The 25,854-nt window shown below is 69.0% G+C and carries 23 protein-coding genes; 11 read left to right on the plus strand and 12 right to left on the minus strand.

What is annotated here, in order from left to right; all coding sequences use genetic code 11:
• Positions 1–19 precede the first annotated feature (19 nt).
• Positions 20–1,825, minus strand: a complete 1,806-nt coding sequence (locus G6O69_RS07195; protein ID WP_172302785.1) for a hypothetical protein — start codon at positions 1,823–1,825, stop codon at positions 20–22.
• Positions 1,826–1,941: 116 nt separating this feature from the next.
• On the opposite strand from G6O69_RS07195, the gene G6O69_RS07200 reads away from it, so the two are divergent.
• Complete coding sequence (locus tag G6O69_RS07200) at positions 1,942–2,733, plus strand: Stp1/IreP family PP2C-type Ser/Thr phosphatase (protein ID WP_172302786.1); 792 nt, start codon at positions 1,942–1,944, stop codon at positions 2,731–2,733.
• A gap of 90 nt (positions 2,734–2,823) precedes the next feature.
• Here the strand turns inward: G6O69_RS07200 and G6O69_RS07205 are convergent, their stop codons facing one another.
• From G6O69_RS07205 to G6O69_RS07220, 4 genes are all read right to left on the minus strand, one after another.
• A complete protein-coding gene (locus G6O69_RS07205; protein WP_172302787.1) occupies positions 2,824–3,153 on the minus strand; it encodes a PepSY domain-containing protein in 330 nt (109 codons plus the stop codon).
• Complete coding sequence (locus G6O69_RS07210; protein ID WP_172302788.1) at positions 3,150–4,061, minus strand: PepSY-associated TM helix domain-containing protein; 912 nt, start codon at positions 4,059–4,061, stop codon at positions 3,150–3,152. The genes G6O69_RS07205 and G6O69_RS07210 overlap by 4 nt, the downstream gene beginning before the upstream one ends.
• A 154-nt stretch (positions 4,062–4,215) precedes the next feature.
• Positions 4,216–5,073, minus strand: coding sequence for a hypothetical protein (locus G6O69_RS07215; protein ID WP_172302789.1), 858 nt, complete (start codon positions 5,071–5,073; stop codon positions 4,216–4,218).
• Between the two features lie 20 nt (positions 5,074–5,093).
• Positions 5,094–5,840 (minus strand): M48 family metallopeptidase, encoded by a 747-nt coding sequence (locus G6O69_RS07220; RefSeq protein WP_176396691.1) that lies wholly within the window; start codon positions 5,838–5,840, stop codon positions 5,094–5,096.
• Positions 5,841–6,227: 387 nt separating this feature from the next.
• Here G6O69_RS07220 and G6O69_RS07225 point away from each other — a divergent pair, with 387 nt between their 5' ends.
• From G6O69_RS07225 to G6O69_RS07235, 3 genes are read left to right on the plus strand one after another with little or no spacing between them, the layout of a single operon-like run.
• Positions 6,228–6,941: a TIGR00266 family protein gene (locus G6O69_RS07225; protein ID WP_172302791.1), complete on the plus strand. Its 714-nt coding sequence runs from the start codon at positions 6,228–6,230 to the stop codon at positions 6,939–6,941.
• An 8-nt stretch (positions 6,942–6,949) separates the two neighbouring features.
• Entirely contained in the window at positions 6,950–7,678 is a 729-nt protein-coding gene (locus G6O69_RS07230; protein WP_217909789.1) for a TIGR00266 family protein, read from the plus strand.
• Between the two features lie 30 nt (positions 7,679–7,708).
• Positions 7,709–8,395, plus strand: a complete 687-nt coding sequence (locus G6O69_RS07235) for a TIGR00266 family protein (protein WP_172302792.1) — start codon at positions 7,709–7,711, stop codon at positions 8,393–8,395.
• Positions 8,396–8,507: 112 nt separating this feature from the next.
• Here G6O69_RS07235 and G6O69_RS07240 read toward each other — a convergent pair whose 3' ends face one another.
• Positions 8,508–9,128 carry a hypothetical protein gene (locus G6O69_RS07240; protein WP_172302793.1) on the minus strand — a complete coding sequence of 207 codons (621 nt, stop codon included), beginning with the start codon at positions 9,126–9,128 and terminating at the stop codon, positions 8,508–8,510.
• Between the two features lie 465 nt (positions 9,129–9,593).
• On the opposite strand from G6O69_RS07240, the gene G6O69_RS07245 reads away from it, so the two are divergent.
• Entirely contained in the window at positions 9,594–12,710 is a 3,117-nt protein-coding gene (locus G6O69_RS07245; protein WP_172302794.1) for an alpha/beta fold hydrolase, read from the plus strand.
• 5 nt (positions 12,711–12,715) lie between these two features.
• Here G6O69_RS07245 and G6O69_RS07250 read toward each other — a convergent pair whose 3' ends face one another.
• Positions 12,716–14,101 (minus strand): patatin-like phospholipase family protein, encoded by a 1,386-nt coding sequence (locus G6O69_RS07250; protein ID WP_176396693.1) that lies wholly within the window; start codon positions 14,099–14,101, stop codon positions 12,716–12,718.
• Between the two features lie 121 nt (positions 14,102–14,222).
• Here G6O69_RS07250 and G6O69_RS07255 point away from each other — a divergent pair, with 121 nt between their 5' ends.
• The 4 genes from G6O69_RS07255 to G6O69_RS07270 all read left to right on the plus strand — a co-directional run bounded on the left by G6O69_RS07255 (position 14,223) and on the right by G6O69_RS07270 (position 17,454).
• Complete coding sequence (locus tag G6O69_RS07255) at positions 14,223–14,741, plus strand: hypothetical protein (protein ID WP_176396694.1); 519 nt, start codon at positions 14,223–14,225, stop codon at positions 14,739–14,741.
• A gap of 65 nt (positions 14,742–14,806) precedes the next feature.
• Complete coding sequence (locus tag G6O69_RS07260) at positions 14,807–15,355, plus strand: sigma-70 family RNA polymerase sigma factor (RefSeq protein ID WP_172308161.1); 549 nt, start codon at positions 14,807–14,809, stop codon at positions 15,353–15,355.
• Complete coding sequence (locus G6O69_RS07265) at positions 15,352–16,515, plus strand: anti-sigma factor (RefSeq protein WP_172301230.1); 1,164 nt, start codon at positions 15,352–15,354, stop codon at positions 16,513–16,515. The genes G6O69_RS07260 and G6O69_RS07265 overlap by 4 nt, the downstream gene beginning before the upstream one ends.
• 132 nt (positions 16,516–16,647) lie before the next feature.
• Positions 16,648–17,454: a VTT domain-containing protein gene (locus G6O69_RS07270; RefSeq protein WP_172302797.1), complete on the plus strand. Its 807-nt coding sequence runs from the start codon at positions 16,648–16,650 to the stop codon at positions 17,452–17,454.
• Positions 17,455–17,467: 13 nt separating this feature from the next.
• Here G6O69_RS07270 and G6O69_RS07275 read toward each other — a convergent pair whose 3' ends face one another.
• Entirely contained in the window at positions 17,468–18,259 is a 792-nt protein-coding gene (locus G6O69_RS07275; RefSeq protein ID WP_255215724.1) for a class I SAM-dependent methyltransferase, read from the minus strand.
• A 568-nt stretch (positions 18,260–18,827) separates the two neighbouring features.
• On the opposite strand from G6O69_RS07275, the gene G6O69_RS07280 reads away from it, so the two are divergent.
• Entirely contained in the window at positions 18,828–19,721 is an 894-nt protein-coding gene (locus tag G6O69_RS07280) for a hypothetical protein (protein ID WP_172302798.1), read from the plus strand.
• 91 nt (positions 19,722–19,812) lie between these two features.
• Entirely contained in the window at positions 19,813–21,111 is a 1,299-nt protein-coding gene (locus tag G6O69_RS07285) for an FAD-dependent monooxygenase (RefSeq protein WP_172302799.1), read from the plus strand.
• Between the two features lie 34 nt (positions 21,112–21,145).
• Here the strand turns inward: G6O69_RS07285 and G6O69_RS07290 are convergent, their stop codons facing one another.
• The 4 genes from G6O69_RS07290 to G6O69_RS07305 all read right to left on the minus strand — a co-directional run bounded on the left by G6O69_RS07290 (position 21,146) and on the right by G6O69_RS07305 (position 25,708).
• Positions 21,146–22,357 (minus strand): serine/threonine-protein kinase, encoded by a 1,212-nt coding sequence (locus G6O69_RS07290; RefSeq protein ID WP_172302800.1) that lies wholly within the window; start codon positions 22,355–22,357, stop codon positions 21,146–21,148.
• 305 nt (positions 22,358–22,662) lie between these two features.
• Positions 22,663–23,433: a hypothetical protein gene (locus G6O69_RS07295; protein WP_172302801.1), complete on the minus strand. Its 771-nt coding sequence runs from the start codon at positions 23,431–23,433 to the stop codon at positions 22,663–22,665.
• A gap of 18 nt (positions 23,434–23,451) precedes the next feature.
• Complete coding sequence (locus tag G6O69_RS07300) at positions 23,452–24,678, minus strand: serine/threonine-protein kinase (protein WP_172302802.1); 1,227 nt, start codon at positions 24,676–24,678, stop codon at positions 23,452–23,454.
• Positions 24,679–24,775: 97 nt separating this feature from the next.
• Positions 24,776–25,708: an AraC family transcriptional regulator gene (locus G6O69_RS07305; protein ID WP_172302803.1), complete on the minus strand. Its 933-nt coding sequence runs from the start codon at positions 25,706–25,708 to the stop codon at positions 24,776–24,778.
• Positions 25,709–25,854 lie beyond the last annotated feature (146 nt).

Genomic DNA, 25,854 nt, shown 5'->3' on the forward strand with positions numbered 1-25,854 from the left:
TCGGCCCGTCACGAAGGCGTCACTTCTTTCCAAACAGATCGCGCAATCCAAAGCTGCGCTTGTCACTCTTCTTGCTCTCGGACTTGCCGCTGGCCTCGCGCTCCTTGAGCTTGAGCGCCCGCAGCTGGCGCTGCGCGTCGATGTTGCGCGAGTCCAGCTCGATGGTTTTGATGAGGTCGGTCTTGGCGAGGTAGGTCTCGTCGAGGCGGAGGTGGAGCAGCGCCTTGAAGTAATAGCCGCGGGCGCAGCCCGGCGCGTCTTCGAGGAGCTTGGCCAGGCGGGCCACGGTGGTCTTGGCGTCGACCGAGGCCGGGTCCCCCGCCTGCAGCCGGGAGTAGTGCAGGGCCGCCTCGATGTCCGGGTCCTTGGGGCTCAGGGCGTGGGCCCGCTCGTAGATCTCCTGCGCGCGCGCGTACTGGCTGGCGCGCAGCAGCTTGTCCGCGTCGCGAGCCATGATCTCGGCTTCGAAGGCGTTGCGGACCACCGTGGACGCGTCCTCGCCGGCCTTGAGCGAGGTGCCCCCGGCCTCGAGCGCGCCGCGGAGCTTGGCCCGCTCGTCCTTGTCACCGAGCACGCTGTAGGCCTCGGACAGGGCCGCGAACACCGGCTCGACGCGCGGGCGCAGGTGGCCGCGATCTCGGCTCTCCAATGCGTCGGGGTGGAAGGTCTTGCTGAGCTCGGCCCAGACCGCGCGGATCTCCTTGCGGCCGGCGTCGATCTCGAGGCCGAAGAGCGCGAAGGCGTTGGCTTCCTCGGCGACCTTGGCCTCGAGCGCGGCGAGGGCCTCCTCGAAGCCGTCGTCGACTTCGGGCTCGGGCTCGGGCTCGGGCTCGGGCTCGGGTGGCGGCGTGGGCTTGGCTGCCGGTGGCGGCGTGGGCTTGGCTGCCGGTGGCGGCGTGGGCTTGGCCGCCGGCTTCGCTGCCGGTGGCGGCGGCGCTGCCTTGGCCGCCGGCTTGGCTGCGGGGGTCGGCGCTGCCTTGGCCGCCGCCTTCCCGCCGATCGGGAAGCCTTGCTGGGCCCACGCGCTCGCGGCGGTGGCTCCACTGGCGATGGCGTTCATGGCGTCCTCGCCCACCCGCAGCATCTGGCAGCACCACAGCGTGTGGATGATCTGCAGCGCCCGCGTGGGGTCGATGCCCGGGCGCATCAGCCCGGACAAGGTCACCCCGCGGCCGAGGCCGGTGAGGATCGCGGCGTCCCGCTCCGAGAACCCGAACTGTCGCTCGTAGCGGACCACCGCCGGGGTCGCGACCAGATCTCCGTCGAGGCCCGCGCCCAGCTCGGCGCGCACGCGCGCCTCGTCGTAGTGCGCGCTGATGCCCTGAAAGATCAGCGCCAGGACGTTGACCGGGCCGAGATCATCGCCCTCGCCGAGCTGATGCTCGACGACCTCGATGTGGGCCGTGGTCTCGGCGAGCGCATCGACCGCGAACGCCTCTTGGAGCTTGGCGGCGCACTGGCTGCGCAAGACCTCGCTGCGCGCGCGCGCGCTCAGGCTGCCCTGCTCGACGAGCACCTCGCCGAGCAGCCGCCCCTGCGCGCGCATGGTCTCGAGGCCACGCTCGAGGTCGGGGGCCTCGACCAGGCCGCCGGCGAGCGCGAGCTGGCCAAAGCGCGCGGCCTCGCTCTCCCAGTCGGTGAACACGGGCATCCCCCCGCGAAACCACACCGTGGACGCGCGTGGGCCCGCAAGCGTGGCCTGGGACAGGCATAGCGTGCCCGTGAAGCGCTGGCGCAGCAGCGCGAAGAGCAGCCGCGCCACGGACAGACCCCCGGCGCGAGGATCCAGCTCGATCGTACGTGAACGTCCAGCCGCATCCGGCATTCGACCGACAGCTTAGCAGCCCGGGCCCAAACTCACCACGGCTGGAACCCTCGCGCGGGCCCTGATACCGTCATCGAGATGCAGGCCTCGCAGCCGCGACCCGAAGGAAGGAACTCGTGAGCATCAGCTTCGCCGTCGGCCGCGAACGAGTCCGCTTCGCCGGTAGGACCGACGTTGGTCGGGTCCGCGATCACAACGAGGACAACTTGTTGATCCCCGACGAGTTCCCCATCGCCGTGGTCTCCGATGGCATGGGGGGCCACGCCAGCGGCGAGGTCGCCAGCAAGATCACCGTGGACGTGATCGGCAACTTCTACAAGCGCACCGGCCTGGAGAAGGCGCGGACCTGGCCGTTTCGCGTGCCGCAGCTCGAGATCGAGAAGAACCGGATGATCACGGCGATCAAGCTCGCCAACTCCGAGATCTTCGAGACCGCCGCGGCCGACGACGCCAAGAAGGGCATGGGCTGCACCGTCGAGTCGATCTTCTTCGACCAGGGCCGCTTCTACATCGGCCACGTCGGCGACAGCCGGGTCTACCGCGTCCGCGACGGCGCGCTCCAGCAGCTGACCGAGGACCACTCGCTGCTCAACGACTGGAAGCGCATGAAGGATATGAGCGGCGACGAGATCCGCAATTTCCCCCACCGCAACGTGGTGGTCCGCGCCCTCGGCCTGTCCGAGCGGGTCTACGTCGACGTGATCGTCGAGGAGTACAAGGTCGACGACATCTACCTGCTGTGCTCCGACGGCCTCAACGACATGCTCGATGACGCCCAGATCCTCGAGATCATCGAGAAGCGAAAAAAGCGGCTCGACGGCGCCTGCGAGGCCCTGGTCGACGCGGCCAACGAGGCCGGCGGCAAGGACAATATCACGGCCTTGCTCGCCCACGTGCTCGAGAGCTGAGCGCGAAACGACCACCGCCGCGGCGCGACACCAGCTCCGAGCGATGCGTGCCCCGAGCGACTCGGACCGCGGGGCACGTCTCGCTCGCGCTCACGCGTCTCGCTCGCGGCGGGCCTGCCAGGCTCGCCAGCGTCGCCAGGTCAGCGCGACGCCGGTGTAGGCGAGCACCGCTCCGGCCAGGGAGGCGAGCGCGGCCAAGAGCATGCCGAGCCCGCCAAACATCTCGCCGGTGTGGCCAAAGCGGATGAAGGAGCGGACCTGCTGGCTGCGCTCGAGAGACGACCAGCCCGTGCCCTGGAGCGCCGCCGCGCTGGCCTCTCCCCGCGCCATGGTGATCGAGGTCCGGCGCTGAGGCTGGCGGCCGTTGCCGCGATCGACCTGAAAGCTCAGCTCGCTGTCCGCGTCCGCGGGCAGGCTCAAGGAGATCCGCTGCCAGCCCTCGGACTGGCTGGCGACGCGCTCGAAGGCCGCGTCGACGCCAGCCAGGCGCTCGTCGAGGGGCGGCGACGCCTCGGCCGCCTCGCCCTCGCCCCCGCCCGCTCCCGCGCCGGGCGGGCCGTTGCCGGGCCCCCCGTTGCCGGGCCCCCCCCGCCGGGCCCCCCCCTGCCGGGCCCCCCCCTGCCGCCCTCGCTGACCTCGCCGCCCGCGAGCCGAGTCAGGCCATTGCCGACCCAGTCATAGGCGATCCCCGCCCCGGTGAGCGCGAGGACGAGGAGCACCAGCGCCGACCAAAAGCCGAGCACGTTATGCCAATTGAAGTCCCGGGCCTTGCCCGAGAGCCCGCGGCGAAAGAGCAGCACCGAGCGCACCGCCGGCCACCGCCAGCGCCTCGGGAGCCACAGCAGCAAGCCGGTGGGGATCATCAGCACGAAGATCAGGGTGCTCACGCCGACGATGGCCCGCGCGGCCTCTCGCCCGCTGCCCTCGAGGCTGAACCACCGGTGGAAGGTCATCACCTTGCGGAAGAAGCCCTCGATCCCCGCCGGACCCTCGCCGAGGGCCTCACCGGTCCAGGGGTCGTAGAGGCTCTGCTCGCGCCGCCCGAAGCTCACCACCAGGGGGTCCCGGGGGTCGTGGCCGACCGTGATCTGCTCGGGCGCTCGCTCGCTCTGCGCGACGATCTTCGGGACCAGGGTCTCGAGCTCGGGCAGGCTCCCAGGCGTCGCCGTCGCCGGCGGCTCGACGAGGCGGCGCTCCGCCCAGCGAGTCACCGGCAGCTCGGCGGCCAGCAGGGCCCCGCTCACGCACAAGCTCAGCGCGACCACGGCCGTGGCCACGCCGAGCACGAGGTGTATCCAGAGAAAGACCTTGCGGAGGGTCGCTGGCATGAAGGCGGGCTATAGCGTCCCGTCAGCGCCGTCCAGCGAGGGATCTGCACCCGAGCGCGGGCGTCCGCGCCCAGCCTGCGTCCAGGTGCCCATTTCGGGCTTTGGGTGACAGTCTCGCGTGAGGGTCCTCTTTTGAAGACCCAGGTTTTGGCGCTCACTTCCTGGTCACAAGCCCGGAGTCAGGCTCGACCTCGTAGTGGGCGCCCACGCCATCGATGACCTCGACGGGCTTGCCGGTCGCGGTGGCGATGGCCACGGCGCGGGCGAAGGTCGGCGGGCCGGGCGGAGTCAGGGGCGTCACCAGCGGGAGCTTGGCCCAGACCCCAGCCTCGAGGTGAAGCCGGTGGTCGACGATCTCCGGCCGCTTCTTGGCCTTCACGGGGTCGAGCACCCTGTACTCGAGGTCCGGCGACTGGTCGTCCGAGCCGATGAAGTACAGCCGCGTCTGCAGCCGCCCGCTCTTCTCGTCGCGCTCGCGGAAGCTGTAGGCGACCCAGCGCGCGTCGGGGTAGTCGGCCTGCGCCTTGGCCTCGGCTGTCCACAGCGCGGCCAAGGTCCGGCGCTGCTCGCCGTTCGGGCGGTCGTCGAACTTCTGCGGCTCCATGGCCTCGTCGGGGTCGAAGGTCACCGAGACCACGATCCAGCGCTCGAGCGAGGCCGGGTCCTCGTCCCAGCGAAAATAGGCGACCTCCCCCGAGCTCCCGGCCCGGTCGAGCGCGGCCAGGGCCACGAACTTCGCCGAGGTCACCCCGACCGCCGCGGCGAAGCCCCGATCTCCCATCCGCATGGCTCGCTGCATCTTCCACAGGGCGACGCCCCGGGCCGCGGCCCCGTCGACGTCGCCGTCCTCGAGCGCCTCGCCGCCCTGGATGTCCGGGGAGGAGCCCTCGCTGTGACCGAGGCGCCAGGTCTCCTCCGGCTGCGCGCCGGCGCCTCCTTTGTCACAGCCGACCGCGCAAAGTGATGTGGCGAGGGCCAGGGCGGAGGCCAGGAGCGAGATGGGGGGGCGCATCCTGGCGAGGGTAGCAGAGGTCAAAAGCAGCTGAGGTCCGCCGGCGGATCAGGCAGATCCCGCGTCGCCGTGAAGCCTGCGGCGATCTCTCGGGTGGTCTCGGCCCGCTCCCCGGGGTTCGGGTGGGTCGAGAGCAAGACCGCCGCGCCCGGGAGCGAGCCCTGGTCCCGCTCCATGCGTTCGAAGAAGGTCGCCATGCCGATCGGGTCGACGCCCGCGGCCATCAGCAGCTCGCGCCCGCCCTCGTCGGCGTCGCGCTCCTGGTCGCGGCTGTGGGCCTGCGTGGCCAGGCCCTCGGCGGCGAAGGCCAGGTTCTGGAAGTCCGTACCGCCGAAGATCATCGAGATCACCGTCAGCCCGCCGACGCGCCGGAGGACCGCGCGCATCCCGTGCCTATGGGTGACGTGGGTCATCTCATGGGCGAGCACGGCAGCGACCTCCTCTCCAGTCTCGGCCGCCTCGAGCAAGCCCATGTTCACGGTCACGAAACCACCGGGGAGCGCAAAGGCGTTGACCTCCTCCGAATCGACGACCGCGAACTGGAATTCGAATTCTCCGTCGGCCTGCTCTGTCAAAGGTTGGACCAGCTCCTCGACGTAAGCCAGCGGACCAGGATTCGAGCAACGAGACTCCTCTGGCGCGAGCGCCTGCCAATTTTGTGATCCCAGGGCCACATCGACATCGGTGGGCACCCAGTCCACGAGCTTGGCCGCGATGACCCCGAGCAGCCAGATTCCCCCCCAAGCCAACAGACCGACGATCAACACCGCGATAGCGAAGTTTCGCCACAATCCCTTGCCGTGGCCGGGATCATTGAATCCTCCGGTGGACGGCTCAATCGGCCCCGGATGTGCAGGGGGCGGTGGTGGGACGTAATTGGTGGGTCCGCCGTGGGAGTGTCCGGAGCTCGGACCAAGGGGAATCCCCGAACTGGCCGAGAGATCACTCCCGAGTCGCGGACTCTCGTCACCAGATCGTACTCGCTCGACCACTTGCGTAACCCCCCATCAATATCCGATTGTTCGCCCCGCGCCGCAAGTGCTCGACCCGATCGTCGAAAACGAGATCGAACGATCGCTGGCGGACTCCCTTTCCCCGACACGTCCCGACCACACGAAAACGATCGTACGCAAACTCGCACGACGGAAAGCTCCATGCAGCACCAAATTGAATTCGGACCGGCCTTCGCCTGGCTGAAGGTCCAGCTCGCCCCCAACGAGGTCCTCCAGGCAGAGGCCGGCGCCATGGTCCGCCAGACCCCCGGCCTCGAGATGGACACCCGCCTCAACGCTGGCCGCAGCGCCGGCTTCTTCGCCAAGGTCAAGGCCTTCTTCGCGGCCATGGCCCGCAAGTTCCTCGGCGGCGAGACCGTGTTCGTCAACGACTTCCACGGGCCCCAGGGCGGCGAGGTCGTGCTCGCGCCCTCGCTGTCGGGGCACATCATGCACCAGCTGCTCGACGGCAACCGCACGCTCTTCATCCAGGCGAGCGCCTACCTGGCGAGCACCGGCACGGTCGACACCAAGCTGCGCTTCGGCGGGCTCAAGTCGATGCTCGGCGGCGAGGGTCTGGTCCTCCAGGAGTGCTCCGGCCAGGGCGACGTCTGGATCAACAGCTACGGTGGCATCACCGAGGTCCCGATCAACGGCACCTTCGTGGTCGACACCGGGCACATCGTCGCCTTCGACGGCGACCTGACCTTCAAGGTCCGCGCGGCCGGCAGCGGCGGCGGCGGCTTCAGCCTCAAGTCCTTCCTGTTCTCGGGTGAGGGCCTGGTCTGTGAATTCACCGGCCAGGGCCGCGTGTGGATTCAGTCCCGCAACCTCGGCGCCCTCGTCGGCTGGATCACCCCCTACCTCAAAGGCTGAGCGCAACCATGGACATCCAAGAAAGGCTGAGCGCAACCATGGACATCCAAGTTCTCTACCGTCCGGCTCACTCCCTCGCCCAGGTCAACCTCGCGCCCAACGAGATGATCCGCGCCGAAGCTGGCGCGATGGTCTCGATGACCCGCAACATCCACGTCGAGGCAGCGGCCAAAAACCCCAACGACGGCGGCTTCGGCAAGCGCCTGCTCAAGGGCCTCAAGCGCGCGGCCCTCGGCGGCGAGTCCTTCTTCACCAACACCTACACCGCCATGAACCAGCCCGGGCACGTGACCTTCGCGCCCTCGCTGACCGGCGACATGATCGTCCACGATCTCAACAACGAGCAGCTGGTCATCCAGGGCAGCAGCTACGTCGCGGCCCCGGACAGCGTGGCCATCGACACCAACTTCCAGGGCTTCAAGGGCTTCTTCTCCGGTGAGTCCCTGTTCTTCCTGACCGCCACCGGCTCGGGCCCCGTGCTGCTCAACGCCTTCGGCGCCATCGAGACCGTCGACCTCGACGGCGAGATGGTCGTCGACACCGGGCACATCGTCGCGTTCACGGCCGGCATCAACTACTCGGTCGTCAAGGCCTCCAAGGGCTGGATCTCCAGCTTCCTGTCCGGCGAGGGCCTGGTCCTGCGCATGCAGGGTCGCGGGCGCATGTACGTCCAGAGCCGCAACCCCAACGAGTACGGTTCGACCGTCGGCGGGATGCTGCCCGCGCGCCAGTCCTGAACCCCCCGAAGCTAGAAAGGATCACGAGCCATGCAACACCAGCTCATCGATACGCCCGACTTCGGGATGCTCCAGGTCACCTTCGACCAGCCCAACGAGACCATCGTCTCCGAGGCCGGTGCCATGGTCGCCATGGACACGGCCATCAAGATGGAGACCAGCATGCGCGGCGGCCTGATGGCCGCGGCCAAGCGCAAGCTCATGGGCGGCGAGTCGCTGTTCCAGAACACCTACACGGCCACCGCCCCGGGCCAGCGCATCTTCATCGCCCCCGGCCCCGAGGGTGACCTGCGCGCCATGAACCTCGCCGCCGGCGAGAACTTCTTCCTGCAAAGCGGCGCCTACGTGGCCCACGTCGGCAACGAGATGGTCCTCGACACCAAGTTCGGCGGGGTCAAGGGCTTCTTCGGCGGCGTCGGCTTCTTCATGCTGCGCATCACCGGGCCGGGCACGGTCTACTACTGCTCCTACGGCGCCCTGCACGAGATCGACGTGCCCGCCGAGGGCTACACCATCGACAACGACCACCTCGTCGGCTTCACCGAGGGCTTGCAGTACAACGTGCGCAAGTTCGGTGGGACCCGCGGGCTGTTCTTCTCGGGCGAGGGCCTGGTCTGCGACTTCTCCGGCCAGGGCAAGATCTACCTGCAGACCCGCAACGCCGGCGCGCTCGCGGCCTTCCTGCACCCCTTCCGCCCCGTCGAGTCCAAGGGCTGAGCGAGCTCGAGCCGCGCACGCGCGGACACGCGAGAGGGCGGGCACCCACGGGTGCTCGCCCTCTTTCGTTCATGGTTCCAGATGACCAGCAGACAACAGACGCCGCGCGGGCTCAGCCCGAGTCCTGGGCCTTGCTGTTCCAGCTGCGGTTCTTGAGCCGCTTTTGTAGCGACTCGAGGGTCGCCTGAATCTCGCTGTTGGTCTCCTGGACCAGGTCCGCGGAGACCTCGAGGGGCTGGCTGAATTCGTAGCTGCGCCGGCGCGGCCGCGGGGGCGCGCTCGCGCCCAGGGTCACGTCGCTGGCGACCTGCCCGTGCGCGTCACGCAGGGCGACGATCTTGGCCCGGACCGCGGGGACCAGCTGCGGATCCAGACCAATGCGCTTGAGCGCGTCGTTGATCTCGGTCCAGCGAAAGGACTGCATGTCGGTCCCCAACCAGGACGCGGCCTTGGCCAGGGCCAGGTTGTGCCGCGCTTCGCTGATCACCGAGACCGGGAGCTCCCGATCTCGCATCGCTCGGGTCGCGCGTCGCCACTGCTGGTGGGTGGGCTGGGTGGGGTCCCAGGAGCCAATCACGAGCGAGCGGATGTTGTCTTGCGAGAAGGCAGCGATCCACTCGTCCCAGTCCGCGTCGGCAAAGTCGACGTTGGGCTCCATATACGTGACCATACACCCCGCCACCCGCATCCAGCGCAGACTCTGCTTCCCCTCGTAGGAAACCTTGCTGGTCATGAATAAAGGCTACTGTCCTGATGGACAATTACTAGCGATTTCATGTCCTCATTTTGGATTACGAGAATACTGAAATCCTCGATTGTGGAATCTTGTCTCGGCAGCGCTCGGGCGAGTGGGGCACAACGCCACGGGGTCGACGTGAGTGAGCCCAAGGCATGGTCGCGGAGCGTGATCGCTCGCGGGCTCACCGCCGCCGATGTGGTGATCTGACTCGCCAAGCTTGCGCTCCGAACGGATCGTGGGAGTGAACCCCACCCCGCGCGACGTCCCAATTTCAACACCCAGCGCGCCGTGTGCACGAGTGCCAATACGCGCAGCGGGCGCAGTCCGCGAGACATGCCACGCCGTCGACGATCTCGGCGCGCGCCCGTGGTTCGCTACAGATCCCTACTGAAGGCGCCGCGATGGATCCCCTCGCGCTTTCGTGACGACGCGCGCCGCGGGCTGATAGCCTCGCCGGCCATGGGCAAGGCCAAGCGCGGACGGAAGCGAAAGACGGCTCGCGGCGGCCTCGAGCGCCTGCGCGCGTCCGTGAGCAACGCCAAGGAGATCATCGAGTTCGGCCGCCTCGGCACGCCCTGGGGCACGCCCTACGAGATCGTCCACCACGCGCGCCACCACCGGCTGCGGCGCTACGCCAACGCAGACACCCTCGAAGTCGGGACGCAGCGCTCGTCCACGCTCGCGCCGGTGCTGCTGGTCCCGCCGCTGATGCTGACCTCGGAGATCTACGACGTCGCCGCCGACGTGTCCGCGGTCGCGGCCTTGACCCGCGCGGGCCTCGACGTCTGGCTCGTCGACTATGGCGCCCCGGAGCGCGAGGAGGGCGGCCTCGAGCGCACCCTCGATGACCACGTGCTCGCCGTCGACGACTGCATCGACCGGATCCGCGCGGCCACCGGCAGCGACGTCCACCTGGTCGGCTACTCCCAAGGCGGCATGTTCTGCTACCAGACGGCCGCCTACCGGCGCTGCGAGGGCATCGCCTCGCTGATCACCTTTGGCAGCCCGGTGGACATCCACCGCAACTTGCCGGCCCTCGACGCCGAGCTCGGCAGCCGGCTGATCGGCGCCGCGCGGCGGGCCGTGACCAAGCCGCTCGCGCAGATCGAGGGCCTGCCGGGCTTCTTGACGTCCACGGGCTTCAAGGCGCTCTCGCTGCGCAAGGAGCTCCAGCAGATCTCCGACTTCCTGGCCAAGCTCCACGACCGCGAGGCGCTGGTCAAGCGCGAGAGCCGGCGGCGCTTCCTGGCCGGCGAGGGCTTCGTGGCCTGGCCGGGGCCGGCGCTGCGGACCTTCGTCGACGAGTTCATCGTCGCCAACCGCATGAGCGCCGGGGGCTTCGTGGTCGCTGGCCGCACCGCGACCTTGGCGGAGCTCGACACGCCGATCCTCTACTTCTATGGCGACCGCGACGACATCGCCCGACCGGCCTCGGTCCAGGCGATCGCCAAGGCCGCGCCCCTGTCCGAGAGCTACGGCCTGCCCCTGCCCGCCGGTCACTTTGGCCTGGTCGTGGGCACCACGGCCATGAGCCAGACCTGGCCGACGGTGATCGAGTGGGTCCGCTGGCGCGCCGGCGCAGGCCCCAGGCCCAGCGCCCTGCCCGACCCCGAGGCCGAGCGCGCCCGGGTCGAGCGCATGCGCGAGGAGTGGGACGAGGTCGAGAGCTTCGACATCGAGGCCGACTTCGAGCCCGTCGGCAACATGATCGGCGACCTCGTCGGCACCCTCGGGCGCACGGTCCTCGACCGCGTCAGCGAGGGCAGCCGCGAGCTCGGCGAGACCGTCGACGACCTGCGCTACCAGCTCCCGCGCCTGCGCACCCTCGAGCAGCTCCAGCCAGACACGCGCATCAGCCTCGGCCTCGAGCTGTCCGAGCGGGCCGCTCGCTCGCCCAAGCGGACCTTCTTTTTGTGGCGCGGTCGCGCCTTCTCCTACGCCGAGGCCGAGCGCCGCGTCGACGCCATCGTGCGCGGGCTGATCGACCGTGGCCTGCGCCCGGGCGACCGCGTCGGCGTGCTCATGAGCGCGCGGCCCAGCTACCTCTCGCTGGTCGCGGCGATCAACCGCATGGGCGCCGTCGCCGTGCTCTACAAGCCGACCAACGAGGGCGAGAGCCTGGCTCGGGCCGTCGCCAAGGGCCCGCTCGCGGCCCTCGTCGCCGATCCCCAAAACGCCGAGCTCGCCCGCGTCGCCTGGCAGACCTGCGAGGGCCCCGGGCCGGTGCTCGTGCTCGGCGGCGGGCCACAGCGCGATCCAGCCCAGCCCCTGCCCGAGGGCGTGTTCGACATGGAGGGCATCGATCCCGACGCCGTCGAGCTCCCGGCCTGGTACGTGCCCAACCCCGGCCGCGCCCGCGACCTCGCCCTGGTCATCGTCACCGTCCGCCCGTGGTCGCCGGCTCGCGAGGCGCGGATCAGCAACGCGCGCTGGGCCGTGTCCGCCTACGGCGCGGCCGCGACCTGCCTGCTCTCGAGCAAGGACACGGTGCTCTGCGCCCTGCCCCTGCACCACCCCGCCGGCATGCTCGTCACCGTGGGCGGCGCCCTGGTCGGGCGCTCGCGCCTGGCCCTGGGCAGCGACTTCGACCCGCAGACCTTCTGGACCGAGGTCCGCCGCTACGGCGCGACCGTGAGCTTCTACGCCGGCGAGATGTGGCGGGCGCTGCTCGACGCCCCGCCCTCGCCGGCCGAGGGCAACCACTCGCTGCGGCTGATCGCCGGCTCGGGCATGCGCGCCGACGCCTGGCGCCGCGTCCAGGAGCGCTTCGGCCCGCTGTCGATCCGCGAGTTCTACGCCTCGACCGAGGGCAACCTCGTGCTCGCCAACATCAGCGGCAAGCCCGGGGCCCTCGGCCGCCCGCTCCCGGGCAGCAACGAGCTCGCCGTGGTCGCCTACGACTTCGAGGCCGACGACTTCTTCCGCGACGGCGCCGGCCTGGCCCGGCGCTGCCGCCCGGGCGAGGCCGGGCTGCTCATCGCCAAGGTCGACGAGACCCACCCGCGCGCCGCCGAGGCGGCCCGCGACGAGCCGCAAAGCGGCGCGCCCAGCCCCCGCGCCGAGACCTTCCGCAAGGGCGTGTTCTCGCGCCACGACCTGTGGTTCGTGACCGGGGACATCGTGCGTCGCGACAGCGAGGGCGACATCTGGTACGTCGACCGCGGCAACCACCTGATCGCCGGCCCGCACGGCTGGGTGTCGAGCCGGGAGATCGAAGACGCGCTCTACGCCGTAGCCGGCGTGTCCCTGGCCGTGGTCCACGGGCGCCGGCGCGAGGATCTCCCCCCCGCCCTCGGCGAGCTGCTCGTCGCCAGCGGAGGCAGCGGCGGCGAGCGGGTGCTCGCGGCCTTGGTCGTGGGCGAGGGCTTCGAGCGCAGCGCCCTCAACCGGCTCGTCGCCGAGCTGCGCCCGGAGCAGCGCCCGGCCCTGGTCATGGTCCGCGACGCCGTCGCGCTGACCGACGGCTTCCGCCCGCTCAAGACCCCGCTGCGCCAGGCCGCCGTCGACCCCGAGGATCCCCGGGCCCTGCGCTGGACGCCCGAGCGCGGCTACCAGCCCCTGGTCGCGCCGGACTGAGCAGGCTACTGACCGATGGCCTGCTTGCCCCGTCGCCAGGGCAGGCGCCCGCCGGTGCTCCGCGGCCGCTCGGCCTCCCCCCAACCGCGCTCGCGCTCGAGCTCGGCCGCGCGGCGCGAGGCCACGGCCTGGCTCATGCGCAGGCCGTAGCGCCCGAGCACGTCCTCGAGCACGTCGAAGTTTTGCTGGATGGTGTTGCGCACCGACTCGAAGCCGTGGCGCATGGCCGCGTCGCGCTTCCAAAAGGCCATGGGGTTCATGGCGAAGAAGTCGAGGTCGTGCTCCTTGGGCTCGAGCACCACGATGTCGCCCTCGAAGCTGGCGTGGTGGCGGTAGCGCTCGAGGCCGAGCACCAGGCGCGACTGCAAGAGCGTGCGGAACACCTGGTTGAGCACGCCCTTGAGGCCCTGGTCGGTGATCCGCCGCTCGCCCAGGGTCGCGGGCAGCTTGTTGGCGCGGACCATGCTCTCGGGCTCGTTGGGGTCCGGGCGGCGGTCCTCGTTCCAGATCGGCCGAAAGGGGTTGTAGCAGATCACCAGATCCGCCCCCTTGTCGATGGCCACGTCGATATTGGCCGTATTGCGCACCGCACCGTCGACATAGTCGACGCCGTTGATCCGCGCCGGTTTGTAGACGATCGGCAGCGCCGTCGAGGCCTGCACCGCCTCGGAGATCGTGATCGCGTGGTCCTCGTCGGGGCCGAAGATCCGCCGCTCGGCCGTGTCCAGGGTGCAGGCGGCCACGTAGAGCTGGCGGCCGCGCTCGGCGGCGAAGGTTGCGAAGTCGTTGGAGACGCCGATGCGCTCGAGGTTCTGACGCAGCCAGCGCTCGAGCGGGGCGTTGGTGAAGAAGCCCGTGGGCACGGCGTCGCTGACCGCCGGGAAGCCGCGCCGCGGCGAGACCTCGTCGCGCATGCGCATGGCCATGCGCTCGAGGTGGGCGTAGTCCGGCGAGCGCAGCAGCTCACCCAGGGCGTCGTGGAAGGTGCCCGGCAGCGCCGGCAGCCCGCGCAGGAAGTCCAGGGCCACGCTCGGATACCAGGTCGCAAAGTCTCGGGCCAAGGCCGCGGGCCGCCCGGCGAGCTCGCCGACGTTGGGCGTATAGAGGTGGCGCGGCTCGAGGGGCGCGAAGCGTGTGCTCGTCCCGTCGATGACCCGCATCAGCTCGTCGGGGCTGACACCCGCGGCCAGCGGCACGCTGAGCATCGCGCCCGCCGAGAGCCCGACATAGATGTCGAAGTTGGCGATGTCGCGGCCGACGAGGAAGTCATTGAGGGCCTTGAGCCCTCCCATCTTGAACGCGCCACCGGTGATCGCACCGCCCGCCAACACCAACGCGATGCGAGCCGGTCGATCGAGGCGCTTGTTCTTGCTCTTTCGGATGAGCGACAAGCCCACGCACAATGTATAGCCGCTATTTGCACTGTATTGCAGCACATCTGAAACTGCGTGCAATTCGCACCCACGAAAAGTAGCGACTTGCGCGCTTTTCGTGGGCAGGGGACAAAGGATCGTGCGCCGAACCAGACGAACACAGCGGCTCGCGGCCTTGGGCCTCCCGGCCATCTTCGCCGCCCTCGCCTGCGCTGCGCCCCGCTCGCGCCCGCCGAGGCACGACGAGCTCGTCCAGGATCACCTCGACGGTGACTATCACGCCGTCACCTACTGGTGCCCCCAGTCTCTCGACGACCCCGGGGCGGACCCAGCCCTGGCCGACTGGTGCATGTACGGGCTGCCGGCCGCCATGTACCTGTCGCTGGACTCGGAGGCGGCCATGGACTTCATGCGCTCGGTCTGCCTCGACACGCCCTCGGGGCAGGTCCAGGGCAGCCAGGAATTCCGCGTGTTCTATGTCCGCGAGACCGTCCGCTGGATCGCCCTCCCGCTGCGAGCCCAGCGGCAAGAGTCGGCGCTCTTTCGCGGCGTGCAGGCGGCGGTGCTCGACTTCAGCGCGGCCTGCCGGGTGGATCCGCTGGTCGTCTCGGCGAAGATCGACACCACCATCGAGCGCCAGCGCCCCCGCCAGCGCTGAGCGACCCGCCGGCGCTGCCCCCCCTTTGTTTCGGGCTCGCGCGAGATGGTGCTACTCAAAGAGCCCTGAACGCGACCCCACAGACGCTCCTCGCCCGCGTCGCCGCGGGGGACCCCACAGCGGTTCGCCAGAGCATCGCCGAGTACGGGCCCTTGGTCTGGACCGTCGCGCGGCGCTTCTCGTCCACCCCCGCCGAGGCCGAAGACGCGGTCCGCGAGGTCTTCGACACCCTGTGGCAGCGAGCTGGGCACCACGACCCTGCGCGGACCTCGGAGCCCGCGTTCATCGTGATGCTCGCCCGCCGCTGCATGATCCAGCGCGCCCGTCGAGCCTCGCGCCGACCTGCGCTGCGGCCGATGCCCGAGGCCTTCATCGACGACGCCTCGAGCAGCTTCGGGCGCTGCGCAGAGGCGGCCATCGCCGCCGAGGCGCTCACCGCCCTCGATCCCCTCCAGCGCCGCGCCCTGAGCCTGGCCATCGGCCAGGGCATGACCCACGCCGAGGTCGCCGAGCTCAGCGCGGTGCCCCTGACCACGGTCAGGTCCCTGGTCCGCCGGGCCATCGTCGCCGTGCGCAAGCGCCTGCTCGCCCGGACCCGGGAGGTCGCGCCATGAACGACCGGCAAAAGCGCGCGCACACCCTGCTCACGGATCGCGCCTGCGCTGGCCTCGATGCGCGCGGGGAGGAGGAGCTGCGCGTGCTGCTCGCGGAGCACGGCTCCACCCCCGATCCCAGCTATGAGCTCGCCGCCGCGGCCATCGAGCTCGCCCTGCTGCCCCACGTGGAGCCGCTCCCGGCCACCGTCGAAGGTGAGCTGCTCCGCGACGCGGCCCGCCACTTTGGCTTCTCCGGGATCCAGCCCAGCGCGCCAGCCTTCGCGCGGGCGCCCGCGCCCATCGGCCTGGCCCCCCCGCCTGCGCCTGCGCCTGCGCCTGCCCCCGCCCCCGCCCCCGCAGACGAGGTCGAGGTCTCGACACCGGCGCCCGAGCCAGCGCTCGAAGAGGCAGACGATGACGACGTCGAGGACGACCTCGACAGCGACGAGGCGCCCCCCAAGCTCGAGGCCAAGACCAAGCGCAAGCGCAAGCGCGCTCGGCCACCTCGGCCCGAAGTAGACGACGACCTCGACAGCGACCTCGGAGACGGGGACGACGACGACCTCGAGGACGAGAACGACGACGGGGACGAGGACGACTTCGACTTCGAGGACGAGGACGAGGCCCCCGAGCTCGGCGCCAGCGCCCGACCCGGCAACGATCGCCTGACCCGCTACGCGGCCTACGTCAGCGCCATCGCGGCCCTGCTGATCCTCGCCGTGGCGCTGTGGACCCTCGCCGGCGGCCCGGGCGAGCCGAGCCCCGAGGACGTCCTCTCCGACATCGACGGCGCCGACGACAAGCTCGAGTGGCGCTTCGATCCGAGCTCGGACCCCACCAACCTCGACGGCGCCAGCGGCTCGATCGTGTGGAGCGGCGCCCACCAGGCCGGGGTCTTGACCCTCAGCGGCCTCGCCGGCAACGACCCCGACAAGTCGCAGTATCAGCTGTGGATCTTCGACAGCGGCCGCGGCGGCGAGCAGCCCGTCGACGGCGGGGTCTTCGATCTCGAGGCTGGCGGCGAGACCCAGCAGATCACCGTGGACGCCAAGCTGCCGATCCTCGGCCCGCCCACGGCCTTCACGATCACCGTCGAAGAGCCCGGCGGCGTGGTCGTGTCTGCGCGCAAGCGCGAGGTCATGACGGCCACGGCCGGCGATCCCGAGCCCGCGGGCTGAGAGCTGTCCGGCGGCTGACTCGCCAGAGGCCGCGCGCTGGCCCACACCCGGACGAATTCACGGCAACTGGCAATCCGTACAGCAGCCTCGACACCGGGCCGCGACCGGGCGAAGTTAGCCCCCGCGAGAGCCGTGGAGAACCCCGACGACAACGCAGCGAGCTCGGACACGAAGGAGGCGAGCGCGCCGACGTCGGTCCCCGAGGGAGGGTCGCTGCAGCCGAAGCCCGAGGCACAGCCACGGCCCGAGGCGCCCCCGGAGCCCGAGGCGTCCCCAGAGCCCGAGGCGTCCCCAGAGCCCGAGCTGCCGGAGCCCGCCCCCTTTCGCAGCGGCTGGGCCGTGGGCCTGGCCCTGACCTCCATCGCCCGCGGCCTGGCCATCGCCTTCTTGCCGGTGCTCTTGCTCCACGCCCCGGTGCTCCTGCCCCTGCTCAGCCCCACGGCCGTCGACATGGTGATCGCCGCGCCGCTGGTCCCCCTGTGGCTGTTCTTCACGGTCACCATGGTCTCGTCGACCATCCAGACCGCGATCGCCTACCACTTCGGCCTCAACTTGGGGGAGCGCGCGCTGATCTGGCTCGAGGGCCGCGGCGTGGCCTCGCACCGTCGGACCAAGCGCCTGCTCGAGTGGATCGGCCGCGCGTCCTTGCTGGTGCTCTTCTTGGCCCCGGGGCTGATCGTGTGCAGCCTCGCCGGGGTCAGCCGCGTGGGCATCAAGCGCTTCTACGTCGTGGTCTTCGCCGGCCACCTGGCCTGGACCTTTGGCTGCTACTACTTCGGCGCGGCGATCACCGAGCAGCTCGACATGCTCTACGCCTTCGTCCGCGAGCACTTCCTCGAGCTCTCGCTGCTCGCCGTCGGCGCCGTGGGCGGGCAGCAGCTGTGGGCTCGACGTCGCCGCCAGGCCGCCGCACGCCGCGAGATCGGCCTCGAGCCCTGAGAGCCTCGAGCCCTCAGCCGCCGCGCTCGCCCTCGAGCTCGGCGGCGCCCGTGACCAGCACATAATATTTGCCCGTCACATAGACCTTGCGGCGATGCTGCTGAAGGTAGCGCTTGTAATGGGCGACTGACTTGATCAGCAGCGAGAGCTCGGGCTGCGTGAAGTTCTTGGTCCGCGCACCAAAGAGCTGCTCACCATCGATGTGAGTACAATTGGGTACACCGAGGATCACCCCAGCCCCCGGCGCGAGCAGGTTTTTGACTACATGGCGCAGCACCACCTGGTGGTCGACACCCGGGCTGTGCAGCGTTCCAATCGAGAGCACCAGATCGAAGCGCCCCAACTCGAGACGCTCCAGCGCGCCGAGGTCGGCCTCGATGAAGTCTGCGCGATCCCCTAATTCCGCCCAACGCGCACGCGCCAGGTCCAGCGCCGAAGCGCTGTGGTCGACGCCCACGAAGCGCAGCGTCTTTGCCCAGGCCGGGCGAAGGCCGAGGATCATCGCCAGGGAGTCTCCGCGGTTGACGCCCAGATCCAGGATACGGGGCTCCCTGGGCAAGTTCAGGCGCTCGAGAGCCTCGTCGAGATCAATCAATAGATCTGGATCCTCGAGCTTGGAGATCCGCTGATAGCGGGTCTTCGCGCCGTACTTCTCCCGCGGATCCGCCGGCGAGTGATCCCGCCAGCGCGCCGATTCGTCGAGCGGCTCGAAGCGCAGCGCGATCAGGTGCGGCTGGCCATCCACCAATTGCGGGGTCCGCAGCCGTAGCCGCAGGCGATCCGCGAGATCGAGCCAAACGCGCATTGGCCTGTGGATATGTGCTTTTCCCGCAACCTCGACCTGCTCTCCAGCGTGAAGCCCCACGCCATAGTCCGGGTTCAATGCGACGACCTCGACTACTCTGTCACCTTGCGACAGACGCGCTCGAATGAATGAGATGATTTTTTGTAACTCAGCTGTATTCATCGAGAATTCCATGGGGCATAATTCCACACAGTGCGCAATTGGAGCGAATCATTGTTCAGCATTTATAAAAAATGACGTGTCTCACAATGTCATTTTTTGACATGGCCTTTTGATCAAAATCTTTCCAATTTACGGCCTAAAAAGACATGCGCGCTTAATGCGCGCTACAAATTCTGCTCTCATCGAAATTTCCGCAATAAAATTGTTGATCCAAAAGACGCCCCCTCTTACAGTGAGGCTGTAAAGCAGCCTTGTGGGATGGTAGTCCGCAGCGCTGATAGCGTACCCCAACTGACAGGTTGAAGTCATGGAAGACTCTCGCGTCGCAGCCATCGTGGAAGAAAATACCGTTTGCGGCATCACAAACGAGCACGGAAGCTCGTCCCCCGTCGATTTCTCGGCGGCAATGCGGCTCATCGACGAAGCGTGGCAGCTCAGCCGCAGCCACATCCCTTGCCGCACTGGCCCCTCCCGGGATCTCGAAGAGAGCTGGGAGGTCCACCCCGAATCCTTCACCGCGATGCTGGTGGCCGACCTCCTCGTCGGTCAGCCCGAGCACCGCGAGCTGGTCCAGGGCGTCCTCGACATGCTCGAAAAAGAGCTCGGCGAGGAGGACGTGTTCTACTTTTTCAAGGATCACGACCGGCTCCCGGCCGACGCCGACTGCACCTCTGTCGGCCTCTCGGTGCTGATTCGTGGCGGTAAGCAAGAGATCACGCAGCGTGCTCATCGCGCGCTCGACCGCATCTTGGCCAACAGCAACAAGCGCGGCGTCGTCGAGACTTACTTCGACCCCTCTGGTGAGCGCGCCGGCATCATCGATCCCGTCGTTTGCGCAAACGTCCTCTACCTCGGCCACCTGCTCGGACGCGGTGACGAGCTCGAGCCCACCCTCCGCCACGTCAGGCGCGTATTGCGTACACGCAGCTTCGTCGAGGGCACGCGCTATTACCACAGCCCCGACAGCTTCCTGTACTTCCTCGCCCGGGTCGTGCGTCGCTTCCCGGCTGTGCACGACGCGCTGCTCGAGCCCATGCGAGACGCGGTGCGCGAGCGCCAGGGCAGCACCGACTACGCCCTCGACATCTCCCAGCGCGTCATCTGCGCGAACTGGCTGGGCATCGACGACGGCGACGAGGCCCGCAAGCTCGCGCAGATGCAGCAGCCCGACGACAGCTGGCCCGCGGACAGCCTGTTCCGCTACGGCCGCAAGCGGATCTTCTTTGGGTCCCAGGCGCTGTCCACGGCTTTCGCTCTTCGCGCACTGCGGGCGCTCGATTCGGTCACTGGCATTCTCTGAGCAGGGCTTCGCCTGCGAGAGAGAGGTGCCCGTGGTCGAGCCCGGCGTGGCGCCTCGGATGGAATCCACGAGCTAGCTATAGGTGGCGAGTATGGGGACACTAGATCGGGTCATCATAATCGGTGGGAGTGTCACGGGTCTGTCTCTGGCCGCGGCGCTCCACCCTCACGCCCGGCGAGTGACCGTCCTCGAGAGGGACGAGGCTCCCAACGAAGATGGTCTGCGCAAAGGCCTCCCCCAGGCCTCGCACATCCACCTCTTGCTCCGCGCCGGGGCCAACGCGCTCGAGAGCCTCGTGCCGGGGTTTCGCGCGGCGCTCGAACACGCCGGCGCCCGCAAGGTCGACATGGCGGCGGACTTTCGCTGGCACACCACGGGGGGTTGGCGGCCGCGCTTCGACTCCGGCCTCAGCTTGCTCATGCAAAGCCGCGCGCTGCTCGATCGCGTGCTCATCGAGCAGATTGGCCTGCTCGACGGGGTCGACATCGCGTACGGATCAGCCGTCGAGGCGCCCATCCTCGATCCAGGCACGAGGCGTGTGACTGGTGTTCGGCTCGCCAATGGCGAGCGTCTCGACGCCGACTTGGTCCTCGACGCCAGCGGTCGCGGCTCGCGAGCGCCACGCTGGTGCCGGGAGTGGGGCTTTTCGGAGCCCCCCACGCAGAAGATCAAGATCAACCTGTCCTACGTCTCTGCGCAGCTCCGCTTCGACCCCGAGCAGACGCCGAAGGTCGACGCCCTGCTGGTCCATCCAAGCCCCCCATCGCTCCCGCGTGGCGGTTCGCTCTTTCACCTCGAGGGAGAGCGCTGGATGTCGACCTTCTTCGGCTACCACGGCGATCACCCCCCCACCGACTTCGAGGCCTGGCGAGCGTGGTCCAAAGGTCTCGCCAACTCCGCCGTCTACGACGCCCTCGCCCACGCGGAGCCCGCGTCCGAGCTCAAGGCCTTCAAGGTCCCCTACCAGGTGCGACGTTGCTATGCGGGCCACGTCCCCCAACGCTTTGCCGTCGCCGGTGACGCCTCCTGTGGCTTCGATCCCGTGTTTGGCCAGGGCATGACCGTCGCCGCTTTGCAGGCGCTCGCCCTGCACGAGCACCTGTCCGAGGGGGGCGACGTCGACGCAATCCAGCGTCTCTTCACGGACACCTCGAAGGTCTCCTGGCTCATGGCCTCGACCGAGGCCCAGCGCTGGCCCGAGGTCGATGGCTACCGCCCTCCTCTCGTCAGGCCCCTGCTGTGGCTCATCGACCAGCTCTACCTTGGCGGCGCCAAGGATCGCGCGCTGCACCAACAATTTCTGCAAGTCATGAACATGGAGGCCCCGCTGACCTCCCTGCTCGCGCCACGGACCCTCCCCAGGGTGGTCCGCGGCATGCTCACGAGCTGAACCCCCAGCTCTCCCGGGACAACCCGGTCGAGGCTCAGGAAGGATACTCCAGGCCCATGCGAACGTCGCCGATGTCGAGCACGGTGCCCGGAACCAACCTCACAGGCCCGACGAGCGGGTGTCCGTTTACGCGAACGGACCACCGCGAGTCTCGCGCACCGGGCTCGACGACGGCGTCATGTCCTCGACCCAGCCAGTGGAGTTTGACGAGATCGAGGTTGCTGCCGTCGCTCCCGACCTGAACCAGACTCTTGGCACCGGTCCCAATCACGTGACGCCCGGGGATCACCAGCGAGCTGCTGCGACTCTTGTCACCGTGAAGCACTTTCATGACCCCAGCGACTGGTGTGTCGAATTCACCGTGGAGGATCGACGCTAGCGAGCGCGCTGCCGCCCCGCCCGTCTGGGGGCGCTTTTCGGGGTGCTTTTGCAGCATCCAGTGGACGACCTGGATCAACCGCGCGGGAAGGCGCTTGCGGCAGTCGCGATACTTGTCCAGGGGCACGAGGGGGCGCTTGACGTGGGCCGAGAGCCACTCGAGCGGCTCGTCGAGGAGGCGCTCGCGCACCGCGTTGCAGGGCTCCTTGGGGAACAAGGGCATGCGCGCCGAGAGCAGCTCGTAGAGCACGATGCCCACGCTGTAGACGTCACTCGCCGGGGTCAGCTCGGTACCCGCGACCTGCTCGGGCTGACTGTAGTGGGGCGTGCCCACGAGCATGTGCCCCATGGTCGCCGAGATCCCCATGGTCGAGCCGGGATCCCAGGCGCGCGCGAGGCCAAAGTCGATGACCTTGAGGTGGTCGTCCGGCAAGATCCACAGGTTCTCGGGCTTGATGTCGCGGTGGACGATGCCCTGCTGGTGAGCCTCGTCGAGGCCCACGCAGGCCTCGTAGGCCAGGCGCGTGGCCCGGATCGGATCCATGGGCTCGTGGAAGTGATGCACGGCCAGGAGGTCGTCGCCGCGCAGCAGCTCCATGAGCATGTACCAGCGGTCGTCCGCGCCCATGCCGTGGCTGAGGATGTGCACGACGTGGGGGTTGGTCAGGTTCTCGAGGATCCGGACCTCGCGCAGCGCCCGAGTCGCCGTGGCCTCGTCGACCACGCTCTCCCGCGAGAGCTTGAGCGCGACGGGGTCCTCATAGTCCGGCGCCATCACGGCGTAGACCTTGGCGAAGGTCCCCTTGCCGAGCTCGCGCAGGATCACGAAGTCCTCGTAGCGATCTCCGGGGACGAGGGTGAGCTCCATGATCAGGGGGAGGGCGGCGACGCGGGATGGGACGGACGGCAGCCTGCGCTTGCCAGGCTTACCACGTTGAACGAGGGATGGATCGATCTCGGGGTAGCAAATCCCCAAGGCGCGCGCTCGCGCGTGGCCTAGCGCGCCAGGCGCTAGGAGCCCGTGGTGAAACCCAGCGCAGCTCCTGGCGCCGGGTTTTTCGTCGAGGGCGCGAAGCCAAAACGCCGCTGTACCGGGCGTACTGCCAGTTTTGGCGACAAAGCCCTCGGCGAAAAGACCAAGCGAGGTGTCGTGTTGGGTTTCACCACGGGCTCCTAGCTTCGGGCTGGCGAAGCTGGGCCTTCGTTGACGTCTGTCGAACGCGCCCGGCTTCCCGCCGGCTCGGCTTTGACCACGGCGCGCCTGCGCTGAAGCGAGCGGCTGACGATCCACAGGTAGATGGCGGCGCAGCTGACCGCCAGCACGCCGAGCGAGCGGTAGACGGCCGACTCGAAGAAGGGGGAGAGCAGGGGCAAGAACGCGAAGAACATGGTCACCGCGCCGACCAACAAGAGCACGGCCTGGAGCCGCGAGCTCGAGCCTTCGCGGCGCAGCACGAATGCCAGACCAAAGGCTGCGTTGAGCGCGACCGAGATGCTGATCTTGACCAGGAAGAGCTCGTCGCCGGGGAGCAGCGAGAGCAAGAACAAAAAGGCGATGACGAAGCCGGCCTGCATGCCCAGGTAGGCGAGCACGAAGTGGGCGCGACCGAGCTTGGGGAAGAGGTCGCGCCGACCGTAGCGCAAGGTCTGCGCGTGGATGCACAGCTCCATGGCCATGAACACCACGAGGCCCCACCAAAAAGCCTTGAACACCCAGTGGTCGACCTCGTGAAACCAATGGCGAAACATGGCCACGAACACGAGGTCGTGGGCAAAGTTGAACATGTTCGCGCCCACCGGCACGCAGTAGGTTCTCTGCTTCAGCCCGAGCCGGATGCTCTCGATGTAGTAACCATAGAAGCCGGCGAAGAGCACCGCGCCGATGATCAAGAAGGCCACCGGGATGCCGCTCAACCCATCGAGGACCGCCTGGGAGTCATACATGGCCCCCCCACTTTGGGCCTAGAGCGCAGGATAGTCGAGCAGCATGCGAGTACCGGCCACGTCGAAGTAGGTCCCGGGTACGAGGCGCACCGGCGCCTCGAGGAGGTGACCATTTACCCACACTGTGCCGAAGGGCTCCTGAGGCGTGAGCACGGCCTCGTGGCCCACGCCCAGCCAATGAAGCTTGGCGAAGGTTCGCGCCGCGCCGGCGGCGGGGATCTCGACCGACGCACCCGGCGCATTGCTGAGCGCGTGCAATCCAGGCAGTAACAGGCGGCTCGGGTTCGACCCGTCGGGCCGCATCGTGCGAAGCAGCCCGGTCACACATTGTCCATAGTGATGATGGAGCACCCACGCGAGGTGCTCGGCGGCGACCGAGCCTCGCGCCGGCCGGCGCTCCGGATCGCGCGCGAGCATCCAGTGCAGGGTGTCGACGAGCTCCCGCGGCAGCGCCTGCCCCTCCGGGTAGCGATCGATGGGCACGAGCTCGTTGCGCACGTGCGCGCCGAGCCAGCCCAGCGGGCTGTGGAAGAGGCGGCGGCGGACCGCGGCGAGCGGCTCGTCGGCGAACAGCGGCATGCGCCCGGCGAGCAGCTCGTAGAGCACGATGCCCAGGCTGTAGACGTCGCTGGCCGGGACGAGCACGCCGGACTCGACCTGCTCGGGCTGGGCGTAGTGCGGCGTGCCGATCAGCATATGACCCACGGTCGCGCTCTCGCCGATGGTCGAGCCGGGGTCCCAGGCCCGCGCGAGGCCGAAGTCGATGACCTTGAGCCGACCGCTGTCCCGCAAGATGAACAGGTTCTCTGGCTTGACGTCGCGGTGGACGATGCCCATCTCGTGGGCCTCGTCGAGGCCCACGCAGGCCTCGTAGATCAGCCGCGTCGCCCGGGCCGGCTCCATCGGACGATCGAAGTCGTGGAGCTCGAGCAAGGTGTTGCCGCGGAGCAGCTCCATCACCATGTACCAGCGCTCGTCACGGCCCATGCCGTTGTCGAGGATGTGCACGACGTGGGGGTTGCGAAGGTTCTGGAGGATCCTGATCTCGCGCAGCGCCCGGATCGCCATGGACTCGCTGGTGATCGGCGAGCGCGAGAGCTTGAGGGCGACGGCGTCGTCGTAGTCGGGGCTGCGCGCCTCGAACACCCTGGCGAAGGCGCCCTTGCCGAGCACGCGGACGATCTCGAACTCGTCGTAGCGATCGCCCGGTTCGAGATCGAGCTCCAAGGATGCGTCACCGGTCATCGTCGCGGGCCGGGGCACCCCCGGGCTTCATGATGGGTACCACGAAGGGCGCCCGGGCTCATAGCGGGCCGCCCCACGCCCACGCCCACGCCGGGGCTCACAGCGGGCCGAGGCGCTGATACTCGCTGGGCGTCATGCCCATGTGCCGCGCGAAGGCGCGAGAGAAGCTGGGGTGATCGGCAAAGCCCACGCTGAGCGCGACCTCGAGGATCGGCGCGTCGCTCGTCCGCAGCTTGCGGGCGGCGTGGCACAGCCTCAAGGTCCGCAGGTAGGCCCCGGGCGTCATGCCCACGACCGAGGAGAACTGGCGCAGGAAGTGATACTTGCTGAGCTCGGCGATCTCGGCGAGCTCGTCGAGGCTGACCGAGGGCGGACCCTGCTCACGGCCGTCGAGGTCGTGGATGAACTCGAGCGCGCGGGCGATCTTGCGGTGAGCCACGCGCTTGCTCGAGCGCAGCATGGGCTGGCGCAGGTTGGAGAATTCTTCGAAGGCGAGCAGCACGACGTCCTGGAGCGCGGCGGCCACGTCGAGCTCGATCTGCTCGGCGCTCGCGGCGGGGTCGCCCGCGCTCGGCAGCTCGATCTCGGGGTCGGGGGGCACCCGCGGGGTGGGGTAGAGGCTGCTCCCGGAGCTGGCCCGCAGCAGCGCGAGCAGGCCGTCGACCAGGCGGCCGTCGTGGTCGGCCTTGACCACGGTGAACTCGGGGCTGCGCGTGGGCGCCCCCAGCTCCCGGGCCAGGCCCTCGACGAAGGCGCGATCGACGTAGAGGCTGAGGTACTCGAGTTCCTGGTTGCCGGTCTGGTTGCCGGTGTGCACCTGCTGGGGGTTGATCAGCACCACGTCGCCGGCCTGGAAGTGCTCGGTCTTCCCGCCCACCTGACACTCCTCGTCGCCGCGCAGCTGGGCGCAGATCAGGTATTCGTCGTGGAAGTGCGGGCTCAGGGGCAGCGCCGAATTCGGGCCCCAGGCGTGGTAGAGGGTGAACCCCGGCCCCCCATAGAAGGCGGCGCGTAGGTCTAGGCGAGCCATGGGCGGACTCTAGCAAGGCCCCCGCGATCGGCGAAGCGCAGCCGCCCGCGCGCCCAGCTCACACCGCCCGAGTAGGTGAGCTCACGCTGGCTCGCCGGCCCGCTTGGACCCCCCGCGATCCCTGCGGCTGAGCAATCGCGGCCTGT

Source organism: Pseudenhygromyxa sp. WMMC2535 (assembly GCF_011083025.2).

What these genes read in the sequence shown, in the direction of transcription:
- G6O69_RS07195 (WP_172302785.1), bottom strand. Translation starts at nt 1,825, where the DNA reads ATGCCGGATGCGGCTGGACGTTCACGTACGATCGAGCTGGATCCTCGC.
- G6O69_RS07210 (WP_172302788.1), bottom strand. Translation starts at nt 4,061, where the DNA reads ATGCCAGCGACCCTCCGCAAGGTCTTTCTCTGGATACACCTCGTGCTC.
- G6O69_RS07215 (WP_172302789.1), bottom strand. Translation starts at nt 5,073, where the DNA reads ATGCGCCCCCCCATCTCGCTCCTGGCCTCCGCCCTGGCCCTCGCCACA.
- G6O69_RS07225 (WP_172302791.1), top strand. Translation starts at nt 6,228, where the DNA reads ATGCAGCACCAAATTGAATTCGGACCGGCCTTCGCCTGGCTGAAGGTC.
- G6O69_RS07230 (WP_217909789.1), top strand. Translation starts at nt 6,950, where the DNA reads ATGGACATCCAAGAAAGGCTGAGCGCAACCATGGACATCCAAGTTCTC.
- G6O69_RS07235 (WP_172302792.1), top strand. Translation starts at nt 7,709, where the DNA reads ATGCAACACCAGCTCATCGATACGCCCGACTTCGGGATGCTCCAGGTC.
- G6O69_RS07240 (WP_172302793.1), bottom strand. Translation starts at nt 9,128, where the DNA reads ATGACCAGCAAGGTTTCCTACGAGGGGAAGCAGAGTCTGCGCTGGATG.
- G6O69_RS07245 (WP_172302794.1), top strand. Translation starts at nt 9,594, where the DNA reads ATGGGCAAGGCCAAGCGCGGACGGAAGCGAAAGACGGCTCGCGGCGGC.
- G6O69_RS07265 (WP_172301230.1), top strand. Translation starts at nt 15,352, where the DNA reads ATGAACGACCGGCAAAAGCGCGCGCACACCCTGCTCACGGATCGCGCC.
- G6O69_RS07275 (WP_255215724.1), bottom strand. Translation starts at nt 18,259, where the DNA reads ATGCGCGTTTGGCTCGATCTCGCGGATCGCCTGCGGCTACGGCTGCGG.
- G6O69_RS07280 (WP_172302798.1), top strand. Translation starts at nt 18,828, where the DNA reads ATGCGGCTCATCGACGAAGCGTGGCAGCTCAGCCGCAGCCACATCCCT.
- G6O69_RS07285 (WP_172302799.1), top strand. Translation starts at nt 19,813, where the DNA reads ATGGGGACACTAGATCGGGTCATCATAATCGGTGGGAGTGTCACGGGT.
- G6O69_RS07290 (WP_172302800.1), bottom strand. Translation starts at nt 22,357, where the DNA reads ATGGAGCTCACCCTCGTCCCCGGAGATCGCTACGAGGACTTCGTGATC.
- G6O69_RS07295 (WP_172302801.1), bottom strand. Translation starts at nt 23,433, where the DNA reads ATGTATGACTCCCAGGCGGTCCTCGATGGGTTGAGCGGCATCCCGGTG.
- G6O69_RS07300 (WP_172302802.1), bottom strand. Translation starts at nt 24,678, where the DNA reads ATGACCGGTGACGCATCCTTGGAGCTCGATCTCGAACCGGGCGATCGC.
- G6O69_RS07305 (WP_172302803.1), bottom strand. Translation starts at nt 25,708, where the DNA reads ATGGCTCGCCTAGACCTACGCGCCGCCTTCTATGGGGGGCCGGGGTTC.